Origin of the sequence: Pseudorhodobacter antarcticus, assembly GCF_900110135.1 — a bacterium.
Classification (GTDB): Bacteria; Pseudomonadota; Alphaproteobacteria; order Rhodobacterales; family Rhodobacteraceae; genus Pseudorhodobacter; species Pseudorhodobacter antarcticus.
On the sequence record NZ_FOCO01000057.1, the window covers coordinates 1 to 15,585 of the forward strand.

The 15,585-nt window shown below is 53.5% G+C and carries 14 protein-coding genes and 1 pseudogene; 7 read left to right on the plus strand and 8 right to left on the minus strand.

Annotation, left to right across the window (positions count from 1 at the left end; all coding sequences use genetic code 11):
• Positions 1 to 109: 109 nt before the first annotated feature.
• From tnpB to BMY36_RS17260, 8 genes are all read right to left on the minus strand, one after another.
• Positions 110 to 469, minus strand: coding sequence for an IS66 family insertion sequence element accessory protein TnpB (tnpB, locus tag BMY36_RS20990; protein ID WP_414811693.1), 360 nt, complete (start codon positions 467 to 469; stop codon positions 110 to 112).
• A gap of 100 nt (positions 470 to 569) precedes the next feature.
• Positions 570 to 1,715, minus strand: a complete 1,146-nt coding sequence (locus BMY36_RS17230) for an iron-containing alcohol dehydrogenase (protein ID WP_050521046.1) — start codon at positions 1,713 to 1,715, stop codon at positions 570 to 572.
• Between the two features lie 5 nt (positions 1,716 to 1,720).
• Positions 1,721 to 3,094, minus strand: coding sequence for an aldehyde dehydrogenase family protein (locus tag BMY36_RS17235; protein ID WP_050521047.1), 1,374 nt, complete (start codon positions 3,092 to 3,094; stop codon positions 1,721 to 1,723).
• A gap of 3 nt (positions 3,095 to 3,097) precedes the next feature.
• The gene (locus tag BMY36_RS17240) at positions 3,098 to 4,426 is read right to left on the minus strand and encodes a glutamine synthetase family protein (RefSeq protein ID WP_050521048.1); all 1,329 of its coding nucleotides are present in this window, start codon (positions 4,424 to 4,426) and stop codon (positions 3,098 to 3,100) included.
• Between the two features lie 94 nt (positions 4,427 to 4,520).
• The gene (locus tag BMY36_RS17245) at positions 4,521 to 5,561 is read right to left on the minus strand and encodes a TRAP transporter substrate-binding protein (RefSeq protein ID WP_050521049.1); all 1,041 of its coding nucleotides are present in this window, start codon (positions 5,559 to 5,561) and stop codon (positions 4,521 to 4,523) included.
• 49 nt (positions 5,562 to 5,610) lie between these two features.
• Entirely contained in the window at positions 5,611 to 6,936 is a 1,326-nt protein-coding gene (locus tag BMY36_RS17250) for a TRAP transporter large permease (protein WP_050521050.1), read from the minus strand.
• Positions 6,936 to 7,505: a TRAP transporter small permease subunit gene (locus tag BMY36_RS17255; protein WP_050521051.1), complete on the minus strand. Its 570-nt coding sequence runs from the start codon at positions 7,503 to 7,505 to the stop codon at positions 6,936 to 6,938. The genes BMY36_RS17250 and BMY36_RS17255 overlap by 1 nt, the downstream gene beginning before the upstream one ends.
• The gene (locus BMY36_RS17260; protein ID WP_244888695.1) at positions 7,502 to 8,305 is read right to left on the minus strand and encodes an N-formylglutamate amidohydrolase; all 804 of its coding nucleotides are present in this window, start codon (positions 8,303 to 8,305) and stop codon (positions 7,502 to 7,504) included. The genes BMY36_RS17255 and BMY36_RS17260 overlap by 4 nt, the downstream gene beginning before the upstream one ends.
• An 82-nt stretch (positions 8,306 to 8,387) precedes the next feature.
• Between BMY36_RS17260 and BMY36_RS17265 the strand changes: the two genes are divergently transcribed.
• From BMY36_RS17265 to BMY36_RS19300, 7 genes and pseudogenes are all read left to right on the plus strand, one after another.
• Positions 8,388 to 9,260 (plus strand): MurR/RpiR family transcriptional regulator, encoded by an 873-nt coding sequence (locus BMY36_RS17265; protein WP_050521053.1) that lies wholly within the window; start codon positions 8,388 to 8,390, stop codon positions 9,258 to 9,260.
• 160 nt (positions 9,261 to 9,420) lie between these two features.
• Positions 9,421 to 10,482: an extracellular solute-binding protein gene (locus tag BMY36_RS17270; RefSeq protein ID WP_139194121.1), complete on the plus strand. Its 1,062-nt coding sequence runs from the start codon at positions 9,421 to 9,423 to the stop codon at positions 10,480 to 10,482.
• A 67-nt stretch (positions 10,483 to 10,549) separates the two neighbouring features.
• A complete protein-coding gene (locus BMY36_RS17275) occupies positions 10,550 to 11,671 on the plus strand; it encodes an ABC transporter ATP-binding protein (RefSeq protein ID WP_050521055.1) in 1,122 nt (373 codons plus the stop codon).
• A complete protein-coding gene (locus BMY36_RS17280; RefSeq protein ID WP_050521056.1) occupies positions 11,661 to 12,527 on the plus strand; it encodes an ABC transporter permease in 867 nt (288 codons plus the stop codon). Before BMY36_RS17275 ends, BMY36_RS17280 begins: the two co-directional genes overlap by 11 nt.
• Positions 12,524 to 13,378, plus strand: coding sequence for an ABC transporter permease (locus BMY36_RS17285; RefSeq protein ID WP_050521057.1), 855 nt, complete (start codon positions 12,524 to 12,526; stop codon positions 13,376 to 13,378). Before BMY36_RS17280 ends, BMY36_RS17285 begins: the two co-directional genes overlap by 4 nt.
• Before the next feature lie 414 nt (positions 13,379 to 13,792).
• A pseudogene (locus BMY36_RS17290) lies at positions 13,793 to 14,514 on the plus strand (hypothetical protein).
• 97 nt (positions 14,515 to 14,611) lie between these two features.
• Positions 14,612 to 15,570, plus strand: a protein-coding gene (locus tag BMY36_RS19300) for an IS630 family transposase (protein ID WP_139194118.1) whose coding sequence is annotated in 2 segments (ribosomal slippage) — positions 14,612 to 14,953 and positions 14,956 to 15,570 — 957 coding nt in all. Because the reading frame shifts where the segments join, the coding sequence is not laid out codon by codon here.
• Positions 15,571 to 15,585 lie beyond the last annotated feature (15 nt).

The following is a 15,585-nucleotide window of genomic DNA, read 5'->3' on the forward strand; positions in this document are numbered from 1 at the left end:
CCGACGAGGCCTATGCGAGCAAAACAGAACCTATGAGAATGGCAGCCTGAAATGAAACCATGATCCACCTTAAAAGGGCTGCAATGTGGTCGAAGAACTAGGACCACCTCTATGGTCGCCATGTTCGCGCAGGCATCCGCCAGTCAATTCCTTCCAGAAGCATCGATAGTTGTGCAGCCGTGACACAGATTTTGCCGTCCTTGGCCGAAGGCCAGACAAACCGCCCTTTCTCAAGGCGTTTCATAAACAGGCATGCGCCCTGCGTATCCCACCAGATGATTTTTAACAGATCACCTCGACGGCCACCCGCTACGAACAGATGCCCAAAGGTTTTCCTTTCAGCCATCGCCCTCGCAGCAACCGTCTTGTTATGGCTTTGATTATCAATGAGTCTGGAGCCTAAGCCTTTGGGTAACCAAACGGAAATCAACTGTTCAGTGGTTTGAATATAAAGCTCAACCGCGCGCATTCGTTCTTCGTAGCTATACATGAACTATCTCCAAGATAGTCCAACTTTTCGTCCGCACCCCCACTGGGTCAAATTCTATCAGCAATCAACAGCTTGGCGTTTAGACAATTTCGAGAAGCAGTTTTGTGGTGTTCTCTCTTGTCATTTCAACAGGGTTCCCGCCAGTGCTTGGATCAAGCAAGGCACCTGCCACGATACGGTCGATATCTGGATTTTCAACGCCAAGACCAGAGAGCTTGCGCGGGATACCTAATGAGTCGTTGAGGGTGTCGACGTAGTCGCAGAACCCGTCAAACCCGCCCGCAATGCCAAGGTAATTGGCGGCGTGCCCCATCAGGTCGGTGATCGCAGGGCGGTTGAACTGAAGGACCGCTGGCATACAGATTGCGTTCGTTGTGCCGTGATGGGTGTGATACATCGCGCCGATAGGATGCGACAAGGCGTGTATGGCACCAAGCCCCTTTTGAAACGCAGTGGCCCCCATTGTTGCAGCCGACATCATATGCGCGCGCGCCTCAATATCGGTGCCGTCGGCATAGGCGCGGGGCAAGTATTCCTTGACCAAACGCATCCCTTCGAGCGCAATGCCCTGTGACATTGGGTGGTAATGTGGTGAGCAATAGGCCTCGACGCAATGTGCGAAGGCGTCAAGACCTGTGCCTGCCGTGATCATTTTTGGCATGCCGACGGTGAGTTGAGGATCGCAGATCACGACCGTTGGCAAGAACTTAGGATGGAAAATGATCTTCTTTTCGGCCGTCTCGGAATTGGTGATGATCGAGGCGCGGCCGACTTCTGACCCAGTGCCCGCCGTCGTTGGCACGGCCACGATTGGGGCGATGGCGCTTGCGTCTGCGCGTGTCCACCAGTCGCCGATGTCTTCGAAATCCCACAAGGGGCGGGTTTGGCCCGCCAAGAATGCGACAAGTTTGCCAAGATCAAGACCCGAGCCACCGCCAAAGGCGACGACGCCGTCATGTCCGCCATCACGGTAGGCTTTGACGCCTGCGGCGGCGTTCTTTTCATTTGGGTTTGGGTCTACTTCGGAAAACATTGCTCGGCCAAGCCCTGCTGCTTCCAAGAGGTCGAGTGTTTTTGTTGTGATCGCCATGTTGGCCAAGCCGCGGTCGGTCACGAGGAGTGGTTTATTAATACCAGCGACTTTGCAGGCGTCAGCGATTTCGGAAATGCGGCCTGCGCCGAAACGGATTGCGGTTGGGTAGGACCAATTTGCTTTTATGCTCATTCTCGTTAGACCTTTTTCATATGGTAAGATTTTGGACGTGTCAGGTTGTGAAACCCGATCACAGATAAGCCGCCGCCACGGCCTGTGTCTTTGCAACCTGTCCAGCATAGGCCCGGATCGAGGTAGTCGGCGCGGTTCATAAACACGGTGCCTGTTTCCAGCTGATCAGCGATGGCTTCGGCGCGTGCGGTGTCTTGGGTCCAGATTGATGCTGTCAGGCCAAAGTTGCTGTCGTTTATCAACCTGATAGCCTCGGCGTCGTTTTTAACGGACATGATGCCCACCACTGGTCCAAAGCTCTCGTCGCGCATGACGCGCATGTCGTGGGTCACATTGGTGAGAATTTGCGGCATGAGGTAGGCGCCGCCGTCGTCGGGGAAGAGTGCCGGATCGATATGCGCTTTTGCGCCCATCGCGATGGCCTCAGCGGTTTGCGCACGGACCTCATCGGCGAAGCGGACGTGGGCCATTGGACCAATTGTGGTCTCGGTGTCCAACGGATTGCCAAGTTTATAGCCGTTCACGATCGCAACAGCCTTTTCAACAAACTGATAAAACAGGCTCTCATGCACATAAATCCGCTCTATCCCGCAGCAGCATTGCCCCGAATTGAACATCGCGCCGTCGATCAGTGTATCCACTGCAGCATCAAGATTGGCGTCGTCCATAACATAGCCCGGATCTTTGCCGCCAAGCTCTAACCCGATGCCTGTGAAGGTGCCTGCGGCAGCGACTTCCATCGCTTTGCCACCGCCCACAGACCCTGTGAAGTTCACAAACCCAAAGGCACGGTCTGCGATGAGGTCTGATGTGGTTGCGTGATCCAAGAAGACGTTTTGAAACACATCCGTCGGAACGCCTGCGGAATGGAAGGCTGCAGCCATACGTTCGCCCACCAACGGCGTTTGAGACGCGTGTTTGAGCATCACGGCGTTGCCCGCGATCAATGCAGGTGCGACTGTGTTAATCGCCGTCATGTAGGGGTAGTTCCACGGTGCCACGACGAGAACGAGGCCGTGCGGAACGCGCTTGATCACACGGCGGAATTTATCGCTATCTTCAACAACGATAGGGGCCAGCGCGTCTTCAGCGATTTTGGCCATATAGGTGGCGCGCTCGTTAAAGCCGCCAAACTCGCCGCCATAGCGCACAGGGCGGCCCATTTGATGCGCAAGTTCAGGGACGATATCGTCGTTCATAGCGCCAACTGCCGCGACGCCTGCTTGCACCAGTGCGATGCGGTCCGCGAGGGGCCGAAGCGCCCAAGCCGCTTGGGCTGATTTTGCCCGTGCGACTGCGGTGTCAGCTTGCGTGCGCGTCAAAGTTTCACGTTCGGCATAGACCGACCCGTCGATGGGGGAGATACATTTGATCGTCATAGTTTAAGCCCTTTCAAAACCGCGTGCGATTTCCCAATCGGTGACAACGCGGTCAAATTCTTCTTGTTCCCATTCCGCGGCACGCGTGTAGTGATTGACAACGTCGTCGCCCATAGCCTCGCGCAAAAATGCGGAATTGCGCAGTGTTATTGTTGCGGCGCGTAGCGTCTGCGGAATATCTGCTGCCTGTGCATCGACGTAAACATCGCCCGTTGTTGCAGGCGGAAGCGCGAGCACGTCTTCAATCCCTTTGATGCCCGCAGCGAGCATGGCTGCCTGTGCGAGATAGGGGTTGAGATCAGAGCCGCCAATGCGACATTCGACGCGCACGCCTTTGGTATTCTCGCCGCACAAACGGAAGCCAGCCGTGCGGTTATCAACTGACCAGACGGTTTTTGTGGGCGCAAATGTGCCTTTGGCGAACCGCTTATAGCTGTTCACATAGGGTGCCAGAAAATAGACGTAGTCGGGCGCATATTTGATTAGGCCCGCCATATAATGGCCCATCAGTTTAGACATGCCGTGAGGTTGGGATTTGTCAAAGAACGCGGCCTCTCCGTTTTTCCAAAGCGATTGGTGAACGTGACTGGAAGAGCCGACACGGTCCTTGTGCCATTTGGGCAGGAAGGTCGCGGCATGGCCGTGTTGCCAAGCAATTTCCTTGATCGCGTGTTTCGCAATCGAATGATAATCGGCGCAATCAAGGGCAGGGGAATAGCGAATGTTGAGTTCTTCTTGGCCTGCTTCGGCCTCGCCTTTGGTGTTTTCAATCGGTAGACCTGCGGCAAACAGATGGTTGCGGATTGGCCGCATGACGCCCTCTTCTTTCGTCGTCTGGAAAATGTGGTAATCTTGGTTATATCCGCTGATCGGTTCCAGATTGCGGAAGTCGTCTTTGCGGATTTCATCTAGGGTTTTGGTAAAGAGGAAAAACTCCAATTCGGTCGCCATTTTGGCCTCTAGTCCATGCGCCTCAAGCCGCTTGATCTGCTTTTTGAGGATCGCGCGTGGGGAATGGGGAATTGGTTCGTGCGTATGGTGGTCAAGCACGTCGCACAGCACCATTGCGGTGCCTTCAAGCCATGGCAAGGGGCGGATTGTGGTCAGGTCGGGGGCCATGACGTAGTCGCCATAGCCGCTTTGCCAACCGGTCGAGGCATAGCCGCTCGGCGTTGCCATTTCCAGATCGGTCGCGAGCAAATAGTTGCAGCAATGGGTTTCTTTGAACGAGGTTTCTACGAAATTGACTGCGTGAAACCGTTTGCCCATCAGGCGACCCTGCATATCGACAAAACACACCAGAACGGTGTCAATCTCGCCGGATGCGACCATTGTTCTAAGGGTTTCAAAATCGTGTGGTTTTGTCACGGCTATACTCCGACAAGTGGTGGCCAGCACGCGTAACCGCACTGGCCAATGTTATTCATTACCCGAAAGTATAAGGAGGTCCAGCCTTGCTGATGACATCGTTATAGTCTCGGAAGGTTTGCACAATTTTGGCGTTCAATTCGCTTTCTGCGGCGATTTCTGTCCAGAATACTTTGGCGGCGTCTTCAACGACGACCCATTCCTCTTGCGGAATAGAGCGGAGTTGCAGTTTATCGCCTTGGGCACGCAGACGCGCCTCACCGCCCCAATACCACTGGTTGCGGTAGGTGTGGCCTGCTTCAATCCCCGCCATGACGATCGCTTTTAGATGCTCTGGCAGGTCGGCCCAAACTTGCTGGTTCACAAAGAACGAGCCAATCCAAGCCCCCGAGATGTTGTTGGTCAGGAAGTAGTCGGTGACGTCCGCCCATCCGACGGTGTAATCTTCCGTGATGCCCGACCATGCCATGCCGTCAAGTTCTCCTGTTTGCACGGCAACTTCTGCGTCCTCGTATGGGATCGACACAGGCACGACGCCGAATTGAGACAAGAAGCGGCCCGCTGTCGGGAAGGTGTAAAGCTTGAGACCATCAAGATCGGCAAGCGAGGTGATCTCTTTCTTGGTGTTAAAATTACACGGGTCTTGCCCCGCAGCAGATAACCACGTGACCCCAACCTTGGCGTATTCTTCGCGCCAGATATCGGCCAGCCCATATTGATCGAACAACACAGGCACATCGAGCGAGTGTTTAGTCGCAAGCGGGAAATAACCGCCGAATTGTTGCAACGGTGTCGGCGACGCCATCGAGTCGTCGTCAGAGTGAACCGCATCGATTGTGCCTCGCTGAAGCGCTTGGAATAGCTCGCCGGTTGGAACAATTTGGTCGGCATAGTAGAGCTCGATTTCAAGTTCGCCGTTTGCAGCTTTGTTAATGAAATCGATCACAGGCTTGGTGACATGTTCGCCAAGTGCAGCACCTGCATAGGTCTGAAAACGCCACTTGATGGCAGTTTGCGCGCGCGCCACGGAAGGTGCAGCAAGGGCTGCAGCGGTTCCGCCGAGTGCGGTGTTGCGTAAGAATGTGCGTCTCGTAGTCATGGTTTTCTCCTTGGTTGGATGATTGCCCCTTAACCGGAGTCTTTTTGGGTTAGTTGCCGTAAACGTAATTGGGCAGCCAAAGCGCCAATTGCGGAAAGATCATCACGAGGGCCAACGCGCCCACCATGACCAAAACGAAGGGCACGATAGAGCGATAAATATCTTGGATCGTGATCTCGGGCGGTGCCATGGCCCGCATCAAAAACAGGTTGTAGCCGAAGGGCGGCGTCATATACGCGATCTGGCAAGTGATCGTATAAAGGATACCATACCATACCAGATCGAACCCAAGCGCGCCAACCAGCGGCACATAAAGCGGAGCGACGATCACGAGCATGGCAGTGTCATCCAAGAATGTTCCCATCAAGATGAACGTAAGCTGCATCAAGATCAGGATCACCCAAGGGGATAGACCTAATTTTTCTGTAAACAAACTTTCAATAGCTTTGACCGCACCCAAGCCGTCGAAAACCGCGCCGAAGGCGAGGGCTGCGAGGATTATCCACATGAACATACAGGTGATGCTGAGGGTATTGCGCACCGAGTTTTCGAAAACCTCGCGTGTCATGCGGCCCTTGACGACAGCGGCGAGGAATGCGGCGAGAGCGCCGATGGCGGAGCTCTCTACTAGTGAGGTCCAGCCGTTCACGAAAGGCACCATCATCACCGCAAAAATGGCAATGGGCAAAAGTCCTGCGGTTAAAAGTTTCAGCTTTTCCGCGCGCGGCATGTCACGCTCTTCGGCAGATAGGATTGGACCAAGAGTGGGGTTCTTCCAGCAGCGCACCATGATATAAATGATAAACATCGCAGCCATCATCAGGCCGGGAATAACGCCAGCCAGCCAGAGTTGGCCGACGGGCTGCCGCGCAATCATGGCGTAAAGCACGAGAACCACAGAGGGCGGAACCAAAATTCCGAGGCTCGATCCCGCTTGGATAACGCCCGTGACCATCCGTTTGTCATAGCCACGTTTTAAGAGTTCAGGCAGTGCGATTGTGGCACCAATTGCCATACCTGCGACACTCAACCCGTTCATCGCTGAAATCAGCACCATCAACCCGATTGTTCCGATCGCAAGCCCGCCTTGCAAACCGCCCATCCAGACGTGAAACATCTTATAAAGGTCATCGGCGATTTTACTTTCCGACAGCACGTAGCCCATGAAGATAAACATCGGCAGGGTCAGGAGTGGATACCACTTCATCAGCTTCATCGCAGCAGCAAAGCCAAGGTCAAAGCCGCCCTTATCGCCCCAAAGCACGAGTGACGCGACAACGGCGACAAAACCAATGGCGCCAAATACCCGCTGTCCAGTCAAGAGCATCAGCATCATCGACGAAAACATCAGCGTGGCGATCAATTCATACGACATCAGATTTCCTCACCTTTCAGCCGCAGCACGTCTTTCAACAGCTCAGAAATACATTGCAGAAGCATCAGGAATATTCCGATGATCATCACGAATTTGATTGGCCAGAGGTAGGGTCGCCAAGCACTTGATGACCGTTCCATGTGGCCGATTTCTTCGGTGCCTGTGATCAGACCACTAAAAAAGGAAAATGGCTCGGTCCCCCAATAGCCAAACGAATAAGCCGTTGAGCTAATCGCGCCATACAACAGCACGAGGAGGTAGAAGATAAGAAAGAAGACGGTCATGAGGTCGACCCACGCCTTTTTACGCAACGACCACTCGCCATAGAGCAGATCCATGCGGACGTTCGAGCCAAGTTGGATCGAATAGGGGCCACCTAAAACATAATAGGCAACCATCGCAAACTGCGCCATTTCAAGTGTCCAAAGTGTTGGCGTGAAGAAGGTTTTGTTCACCGATGAGATGAGCAGAATTCCCATAATGACGAAAATGCCATACATCGCCACGCGCCCGACGCGGTAATTTACTGCATCGACCACGCGGATATAACGATGCATGAAGCGGGTCATTGGGTGTCCTTTGCAGAGGTAACTTTTTGAAGAGTTTCCGACAGCCACGTGGACAGCGTATCAGCCATCTTGTTTTGTTGATCGGCCGTCTGGATGAGGTCATTGCGAATTTCGATCATGACATTCAGATGACCTGCGTTGATCGCATGTTCTTTTAATGTGTGGGTCACGCCGTGTTCGGGGCCATAGGGGGCATTGCGCTGGACATCCGCAAGGGTGTGAACATGCGCCAGTGCTAGCATGGTGTCCGCAAATCGTCTGTCTGTATCATGCAAAATGCCGATCTCCACACTGCGTGCTTCTCCGTTATAAATAGGGGTAAAGCTGTGAACAGTCACGACAACTGGCTGCGCCGTTGCGGAGATAGTCTTGGCTAGATGATCGCGAAACGGGGTGTAGTAAAGATCGGACCTTTCGCGGCGCTGGTCCGCCGTCAAATCGGCATTCCCTGGAATTTTGATGGTTTCGCTCTGGGCTGGCATGGCGTCCATCGCGCTGGGCGGGCGGTTACAGTCATAAACAAGACGCGACACGCCAGACGCCACAAGTCGCGCATCAAGCCGAAAAGAAATGCCACGTGCAACATCCAGAGCCCCCGGATCCCAAGCTGCATGACTAAGCAAATCAGCGACGCGCATCCCGAGGTTTTTGTAAACCTCAGGGATATAGCTGCTGGCATGTTCGCAAACGATCACGATGCAAGATTGACCCCGCGCGTTCTCGACGATCACATGGTCGTCGGATGAGGCGTGTCGAACGTGATTCATTTCAGCTCTCCTGACGTCAAGGTGATTGCTCATATCGATGTTTGTCAACAAATTTCAGAAAATAATTTCACAGGCGAAGATTGTTTGATATAAAAGTAAACAGAACGGAGGTCCAATGCTCCAAAACGAGCAAACAGTATCTGATCGCATTCAGCAAAAGCTGGACGAATTGACCCGTGCAGAGCGGCAATTGGCGCTTTCGATTCTCGAAAATTATCCCGCGTCTGGGCTGGGTCCGCTGTCTGCTTTAGCCAAAGACGCGAATGTTTCAGTGCCGACTGTCGCGCGGATGGTGCAAAAGCTGGGCTACAAAGGCTATCCTGATTTTCAGGCGGAATTACGCGAAGAACTCAGGGCTAAGGTCAAAGACCCAATTGCCAAGCATGATTCGTGGGCCGATACGGTTCCTTCCGAGCATTTGCTCAACAGGTTCACCGAAGCTGTAATTGAAAATATCCGGTTGACCCTTGGGCAAATTGACCCCGTGGCGTTTGACAAAGCTTGCGAATTGGTCGCGGATCAGACGCATCAGCTTTTTATCGTAGGCGGGCGGATCACCCACACTTTGGCCGAGTATTTCTTTTTGCATATGCAGGTTATTCGTCCGAATTTGACACATGTGCAGTCCACATCGAATACTTGGCCCCATTACCTATTGAATGCAAAGAAGGGCGACGTGTTCGTGATTTTCGATGTGCGCCGCTATGAAAACAACACCCTGAAGCTGGCCGAAATGGCCCATGCGCGTGGCGCACAGATTATACTTTTCACCGATCAATGGCGCTCTCCAGTGCATCAGCTTGCGCATATTTGTCTGAGTTGTCGGATCATTGTGCCGTCGGCTTGGGATTCTGTGGCGACGCCAATGCTCCTTTTGGAAACGATGATTTCGTCGGTGCAAAACCTGAAATGGGACGAAACAAAGCAAAGGATGGAGGCCCTTGAAGACATGTTCGATCAAACCAAACTCTTTCGCAAATTCACCTAAAAAACAATTGCTTCATTAGGCGATAAATGCACTAATCTTCGTTAGACGTCCGCAAATACATCACCGTCATTTGCGTGTCATACAGCCACTTTATAGGTTGTTTGAGCGATAGGCTGTTCATTGGGGTTCACCTTTTGCCTCATAAATTTGGAGAAATATGATGAAATGTAACCTATTCCTTTCTACTGTCGCAGTGCTGGCCCTTTCATCGGCCGCAGCCAATGCAGAGACTTTGCGGCTGCTGACGTGGGGCGGTTACGCGCCTGATGAAGTCATCGCAATGTTTGAAGCCGAGACAGGCCACACCGTCGAGGTGACCAAATCTAACAACGAAGAAATGATCGCCAAACTGCGCGCCACAAATGGCAGTGGTTTTGATCTGGCACAGCCAAGCCAAGACCGGATCGCAGGCCCGCAGGCAGAGTTCGGCATCTATAAGCCGCTTGATATGTCGCAGATCGATACCAGCCTGTTTATTCCGTCGATGCTGGAAGCGACCAAAGGCAACACGATGATTGGCGAAGATGTTTTCGCAGTGCCGCATGTCTGGGGCACCGATGGTTTGGTTTTGAACACGGCTATGGTCACGGACGTGAAGGATTACACGGATCTCTGCAATGCATCCGTTGCTGGCAAAGTATCCTACCGCCTAAAGCGCCCAACCTTGATTGGGTTTGCATTCTCGATGGGGCTTGACCCATTTGCCGCATACGGCGACGAGGCGGCCTATCAGGGCATTCTCGATCAGGTGGAAGCCAAGTTGGTCGAATGTAAAGCAAACGTCAAAACCTATTGGGACGGCGGCGACGAGCTTAAGAACCTGATGCGCTCTGGCGAGATCGTCGCGGCGATGGCGTGGGATACTGGCGGATGGCAGTTGAACGATGACAACGCGGATATCACCTTTGTTGCGCCTACGTCAGGTGCGCTGGGCTGGATCGACACATTTGCACTGCCTGCGCGTGGACGTGCGGATGAGGCGGCTTATGCGTGGATCAACTTTGTCATGCAGCCTGACATCGCTGCGATGATCACTGCATCAGCTGGTAATTTCACCGCCTCGCAGGGCGGGGATGCGAACGTCGATGATGCGTTGAAAGCCAAATACCAGGCCAGTTTCCCGCAAGAAGCCATCGATAACATCAAGTGGTATCCATCTGTGCCTGCGGGTCTGGAGACACTGGAGGGGGCAACCTTGGACCGGATCAACGCAGCGAAATAACCGCGTTTGACATGACAAAAAGGGAAGCGCGGTTTTCGCGCTTCCTATTTTATATGAAGGCACGAAAATGTTAACTGACGTCCCCGACCTGCAATGCCGTTCCATTTCGAAAAGCTTTGCTGATTTCAATGCGGTGAAAGACGTCTCTTTTGATGTGCCGCAAGGAACATTCTTTTCGATTTTGGGGCCGTCCGGCTGTGGAAAAACCACCTTACTGCGGATGATCGCTGGGTTTCAAAAACCAACCAGCGGTGATTTGTTGATCAAGGGTAAATCGGTGATCGACGTGCCGCCCAACAAGCGCCCCGTGTCGATGGTATTTCAACACCTTGCTCTTTTTCCGATGATGAATATTGGGACCAACGTCGGGTTCGGTCTGCGCCAACGTGGCGTGAACCGGTCTGACATTGAAAAACAGGTGAAGCGGGTTCTGGAACGTGTGGGCTTGGCTGGCGTGGCGGAGCGGCCCATCAGTTCGCTTTCAGGTGGGCAAAAACAGCGGGTCGCAATTGCGCGCTGCATGGTTCTGGAACCAGACGTGTTGTTGTTGGACGAACCCTTGGGCGCGCTTGATCTAAAGCTACGCGAACATATGAAAATTGAATTGAAGCAACTGCAATCTGAGTTCAATACAACCTTTGTTTACATCACTCACGACCAATCAGAGGCACTCGTGATGAGTGACAAAATCGCGGTGATGAACAACGGGGAGTTTGAGCAAACGGGCACTGCCAAGGAGCTTTATTACGAGCCCAAGACCGCATTTGTTGCGGGTTTCGTCGGTGAGGCGAACCGCTTTGCGGCCACCATCAAGAGTAAGTCAGCAGATGCACTGGAAATGGCCACCGCACAGGGACAAGTGCTGCATGGCACTGATGCCGTCGGTGGGCTGAAGGTCGGCGATACGGTCAATGTATTTGTGCGGCCCGAAGCCGTGCGACTGTCTCGCAAGGCGGAAGGTGTCTCGGGTTTGAGCAATGCGGGGCAGGGGAAAGTCGAGAATGTTTTGTTTAACGGCGCAAACAGTCAGCTCATTTTACGCGATGAACTAACGGGCGCGGAAATGAGCGTCGCATTACCACAAACGGGCGAGTTTCGTGATCTTTCGCGTGGCAATCTGATTCATTTTGGCTGGGAATATCTGCAAACGCGGGTTTACACAGCGACCGGGGGTCCGCATGGCCACTGACCGCTCGAAACTGGCGTTTTGGCTGTTACTCGCGCCTTGCCTGATTTGGCTAGTGACGTTGATTATTCTGCCCCATGTCGGCATGTTTCTTGTGTCGCTGCGTGAAAAAGTTGGCGTGCGTGAATATGAAACAAGCTTTGCCAATTATGCTGTTTTTTTGAATGAGCCACTCTACTGGAATACCTTTGCGCGCACGGCCTATATGTCGATTGCAGCGACGGTCCTGACCTTGTTTATAGGTTTCCCGATCTCTTACTATATCGCGAAGCTCACGCGGGGACGGACCAAAACGACCTTGTTTCTGATGTGTCTGATCCCGTTTTGGGTCAGCGAATTAGTTCGGACATTCGGGTGGATGATTTTGCTGCGCGAGACGGGTGTGTTCTCGAATGTGCTGCAATATCTGGGGCTGGCGGCAGGACCTGTCGAGATGCTTTACAATGACGCGGCTATCATGACGGGGCTCGTCTATACGTCGATGCTGTTCATGGTGGTGCCGTTGGTGACCGCGCTAGATAGCCTTGACGATAGTTTAATCGAAGCGGGTTATGATCTGGGTGCGAGCGGGTTTGCAATTTTGCGCGAGATCATCATCCCACATGCCATGCCTGGAATTGTGTCGGGTTGCATCGTCGTATTCATGCTTAGCCTCGGCAATTATCTGACGCCGATCCTGTTGGGAGGCAAGGATAGTCTTTGGTTTACTGGCCTGATTTACAGTCAATTCATCACACGATTTAACTGGGAGCTGGGGTCGGCCTTTGGGTTCCTTTTACTTGGTCTATCCTCATTTATCGTATTTGTCGGCCTCAAGTTGACGGGACAATCCTTGGGTAAAACGATGGCGCAATCATGATCATTGGTATTCCTCAAAGTCGCGCGTTTAAGTGGTCGTATCGCGCCTATGTCACGCTATTCTTTATCTATCTGGCGCTCCCTTTAGCCACGGTTTGTGCCTTTGCCTTCAATGACAGTGTGTTTCCATCGCTGCCTTGGGAGGGGTTTACGTGGGATTGGTTCTTTGGCACCGAGGCGCCGTATATCGGTGTGTTTCACGAAAGTCCGATACTGCGGTCGCTGGTGACCTCTGGTGTTGTGGCGTTTTGGGTGTCCGTATTGGCCGTATTCGTTGGAACCTGTAACGCGTTTCTATTTGTGCGGCATGAATTTCGCGGCAAAGCGATCCTCTATGTCTTGATGCTTTTGCCGTTGATTATCCCTGGCATTATCCTTGGGATTTCTATTCTTGTTTTCTCGTCGTCCGTCGCCAATTTCCTAGAAGACGCGACGGGACTTTGGTTTGACGGCCTGCGTCCAGGGCTGATCCTTGTGGTTCTGGGCCAATTCTCCTTTATCACAACTTTTGCCACGCTGGTGATCTCAGCGCGCTTGCAGAAGTTTGATCCCAGTCTCGAGGAGGCCGCACTGAACCTTGGTGCTACGCATTGGGGGGCAGTCCGTGAGGTAACGCTTCCGTTTCTTTACCCTGCGATGGCCGCGGCGGGAGTGGTAGCGGTGCTTATGAGCTTTGAAAACTTCAATACGACATTGATGCTCGTGGGCTCCGATGCGCCGCTGACAATTACGATGTATGACAGGCTCAAGCTTGGATCAACGCCCGTGTTGAATGCTGTGTCGTTACTCCTGATCGTGGTTTCGGCGCTGCTTGGGCTGGTATCATTACTCTTGCAAAAACGAAAAGATTAGATTCATTTCGTGCCTCGCGGCCCTCAAATTTCGAAGATCCGCGTTCTAGGAGATCTGGACAAGGGAATTCGGTTTCCAGAATTGGAATGGGACCGTTGCCCGAGTGGGGTCGCTTAAGCCCATGGAAATGACAAGCAGAGCGCTTTGGTGCAAGCTGTTGAACGTGTAACCTGAGATTTGCCGATGTTTCATCGCGGGACGCGCGCCTCTGCGATTTGCTGGAAACAGTGTCCAAATCGAGCTCCCGCAACCATTTTTATCAACGAAACCGAACAGTTAAATGTTGAGCGTTTCGCTTGTGTATAGCACTACGCATTTTACATCAACGCCACATCAACGTTTGACGAGTCCCCCCTGAAAAGCGGGGGCTTTTTGCGTCTGGCAGCAACGAAAACCTTGTGGCACCATCAGGCCATGATCAAGTTCCGCACCCTTTCCGATAGCCACCCTGATCTCGCGCACTCGCCGTTGCTGCGCGCGGCGCTGTTGACGTTGCAGTACGCGCAGGAGCAAGGGGCCATCGGTTTGACCAAGACCAAGGCGTTCAAGCGCGTCTTCGTGCATTGGGCAGTCGCGCATTTTGACTGGCCCGACAGCAGCGCGGAGGAGATGTCCGGTACAACAAGGTCATCAACGAATGCGAGTTCCCACCGCTTGAGGTGCTGCACTACATTCTGATCACCCTACGTCTAGGGCGGCACTTCAAAGGCGCGTTCAAGCTGACCAAGCGCGGCGCAGAACTGGCACAGGCGCCGGGCAAGCTGTTTGCCGAGCTGATCCCGTTCGTTGTCCTACAACTCGATCATGCCTCCTACGCCCGCTTTGAAAGACGTCCCTTCGGAAAATGGGATGTCTGAATGAACGTGATCAACGTCGAGGCTAACCTTGGCACCACCGAACGCGCGCTGTTCGCGGCGTTCTATGGCCAAGAACATGGCTGGGATAACGCCGGATGGAGAGAGATCGCAGAATTCTCATCCTGCGTTTTGCATCCGCTCGAGTGGGCCGGGTTGCTTGTCCAGACCCGTGAAGAACACAACGGCAAGCATGTGCACCACGTCTTCAAGACGCCCTTGTGGCGTAGCGCCCTGAAATTGGACACCGACGAGATGTTGCAGCCATTGAAGGTTCAGTAGGGGCAATAAAGCACTACAGCGTTTCGACTGAAACCTGAATCGCGGGGGATTCCCAAAATGGTTCAGTTGTGATTCATTCTTCTTGGGGGGATGTATCATGTCAGCACCATTGTCATCTGCGCTTCGGACGCGTTTTCAGAGATATATTGAAGAAGGTTTAAGTGGGCGCGCTGCTGCGTTGCGTCTGAAGTTGTCGCCTGCCACTGGCGCGCGTTGGGCGCGTCAAGTTCGGACCAAGGGCCACGCGGATCCTGCACCGCAGGGGCCTCCACGGGGCAATGGAAAGCTGGCTCCGCATTGGGGGTTCTTTGAGGAACTGATCGCTCAGGACCCCGACATCACGCTCTTTGAATTGCGGGACGCATTGGCGGAAGCAGAAGGTGTTCAGGTGCATCACTCATCCATCGCCAACCTGCTGGCCCGGCTCGGGTTCACATACAAAAAAAGTCTCTGGTCGCCACCGAGCGCCGCCGCGCCAAGGTAAGACAACAGCGCGCGGACTGGTTCAAGCATCGCTTGCCCGCCATTGCTGCATTGTCAGATCGTGTTGTGTTCATTGACGAAACGGCTGTGAAAACGAACCTGACCCGCTTGCGTGGCAGGGCCAGACGGGGCCAACGCCTGACAGTGGGCGCACCGTTCGGCAGTTGGGGAACACAGACGCTTATCGCAGGCCTGACGCAGGACGCGTTGATCGCGCCGTGGGTCATCAAGGGCGCGATGGACGGTAGCGCCTTCGCCGCTTATGTGCGCGAGGTACTCGTCCCGGAGATCTCGCCCGGAACCGTCGTGATCCTCGACAATCTGGCAACGCATCGGAACAACGAAGCGACGCAGGCTTTGCGCGATCACGGCTGCTGGTTCCTCTACCTGCCGCCATACTCACCAGACCTGAACCCCATCGAACAGGCGTTCTCGAAACTGAAAGCCCACCTCCGACGGATCGGGGCGAGAACCTTCACCGACGTCTTTCAGGCTATCGGATCAATTTGCGATCTCTACGACCCATTCGAATGCGGAAACTACTTCAAGGCGGCCGGTTATGACGCAAGTTAAAACCGAAACGCTGTA

Coding starts and splice junctions, on each gene's coding strand:
- tnpB (WP_414811693.1), bottom strand. CDS start 469: ATGCGCGCGGTTGAGCTTTATATTCAAACCACTGAACAGTTGATTTCC.
- BMY36_RS17230 (WP_050521046.1), bottom strand. CDS start 1,715: ATGAGCATAAAAGCAAATTGGTCCTACCCAACCGCAATCCGTTTCGGC.
- BMY36_RS17235 (WP_050521047.1), bottom strand. CDS start 3,094: ATGACGATCAAATGTATCTCCCCCATCGACGGGTCGGTCTATGCCGAA.
- BMY36_RS17240 (WP_050521048.1), bottom strand. CDS start 4,426: ATGGTCGCATCCGGCGAGATTGACACCGTTCTGGTGTGTTTTGTCGAT.
- BMY36_RS17245 (WP_050521049.1), bottom strand. CDS start 5,561: ATGACTACGAGACGCACATTCTTACGCAACACCGCACTCGGCGGAACC.
- BMY36_RS17250 (WP_050521050.1), bottom strand. CDS start 6,936: ATGTCGTATGAATTGATCGCCACGCTGATGTTTTCGTCGATGATGCTG.
- BMY36_RS17255 (WP_050521051.1), bottom strand. CDS start 7,505: ATGACCCGCTTCATGCATCGTTATATCCGCGTGGTCGATGCAGTAAAT.
- BMY36_RS17260 (WP_244888695.1), bottom strand. CDS start 8,305: ATGAGCAATCACCTTGACGTCAGGAGAGCTGAAATGAATCACGTTCGA.
- BMY36_RS17265 (WP_050521053.1), top strand. CDS start 8,388: ATGCTCCAAAACGAGCAAACAGTATCTGATCGCATTCAGCAAAAGCTG.
- BMY36_RS17270 (WP_139194121.1), top strand. CDS start 9,421: ATGAAATGTAACCTATTCCTTTCTACTGTCGCAGTGCTGGCCCTTTCA.
- BMY36_RS17275 (WP_050521055.1), top strand. CDS start 10,550: ATGTTAACTGACGTCCCCGACCTGCAATGCCGTTCCATTTCGAAAAGC.
- BMY36_RS17280 (WP_050521056.1), top strand. CDS start 11,661: ATGGCCACTGACCGCTCGAAACTGGCGTTTTGGCTGTTACTCGCGCCT.
- BMY36_RS17285 (WP_050521057.1), top strand. CDS start 12,524: ATGATCATTGGTATTCCTCAAAGTCGCGCGTTTAAGTGGTCGTATCGC.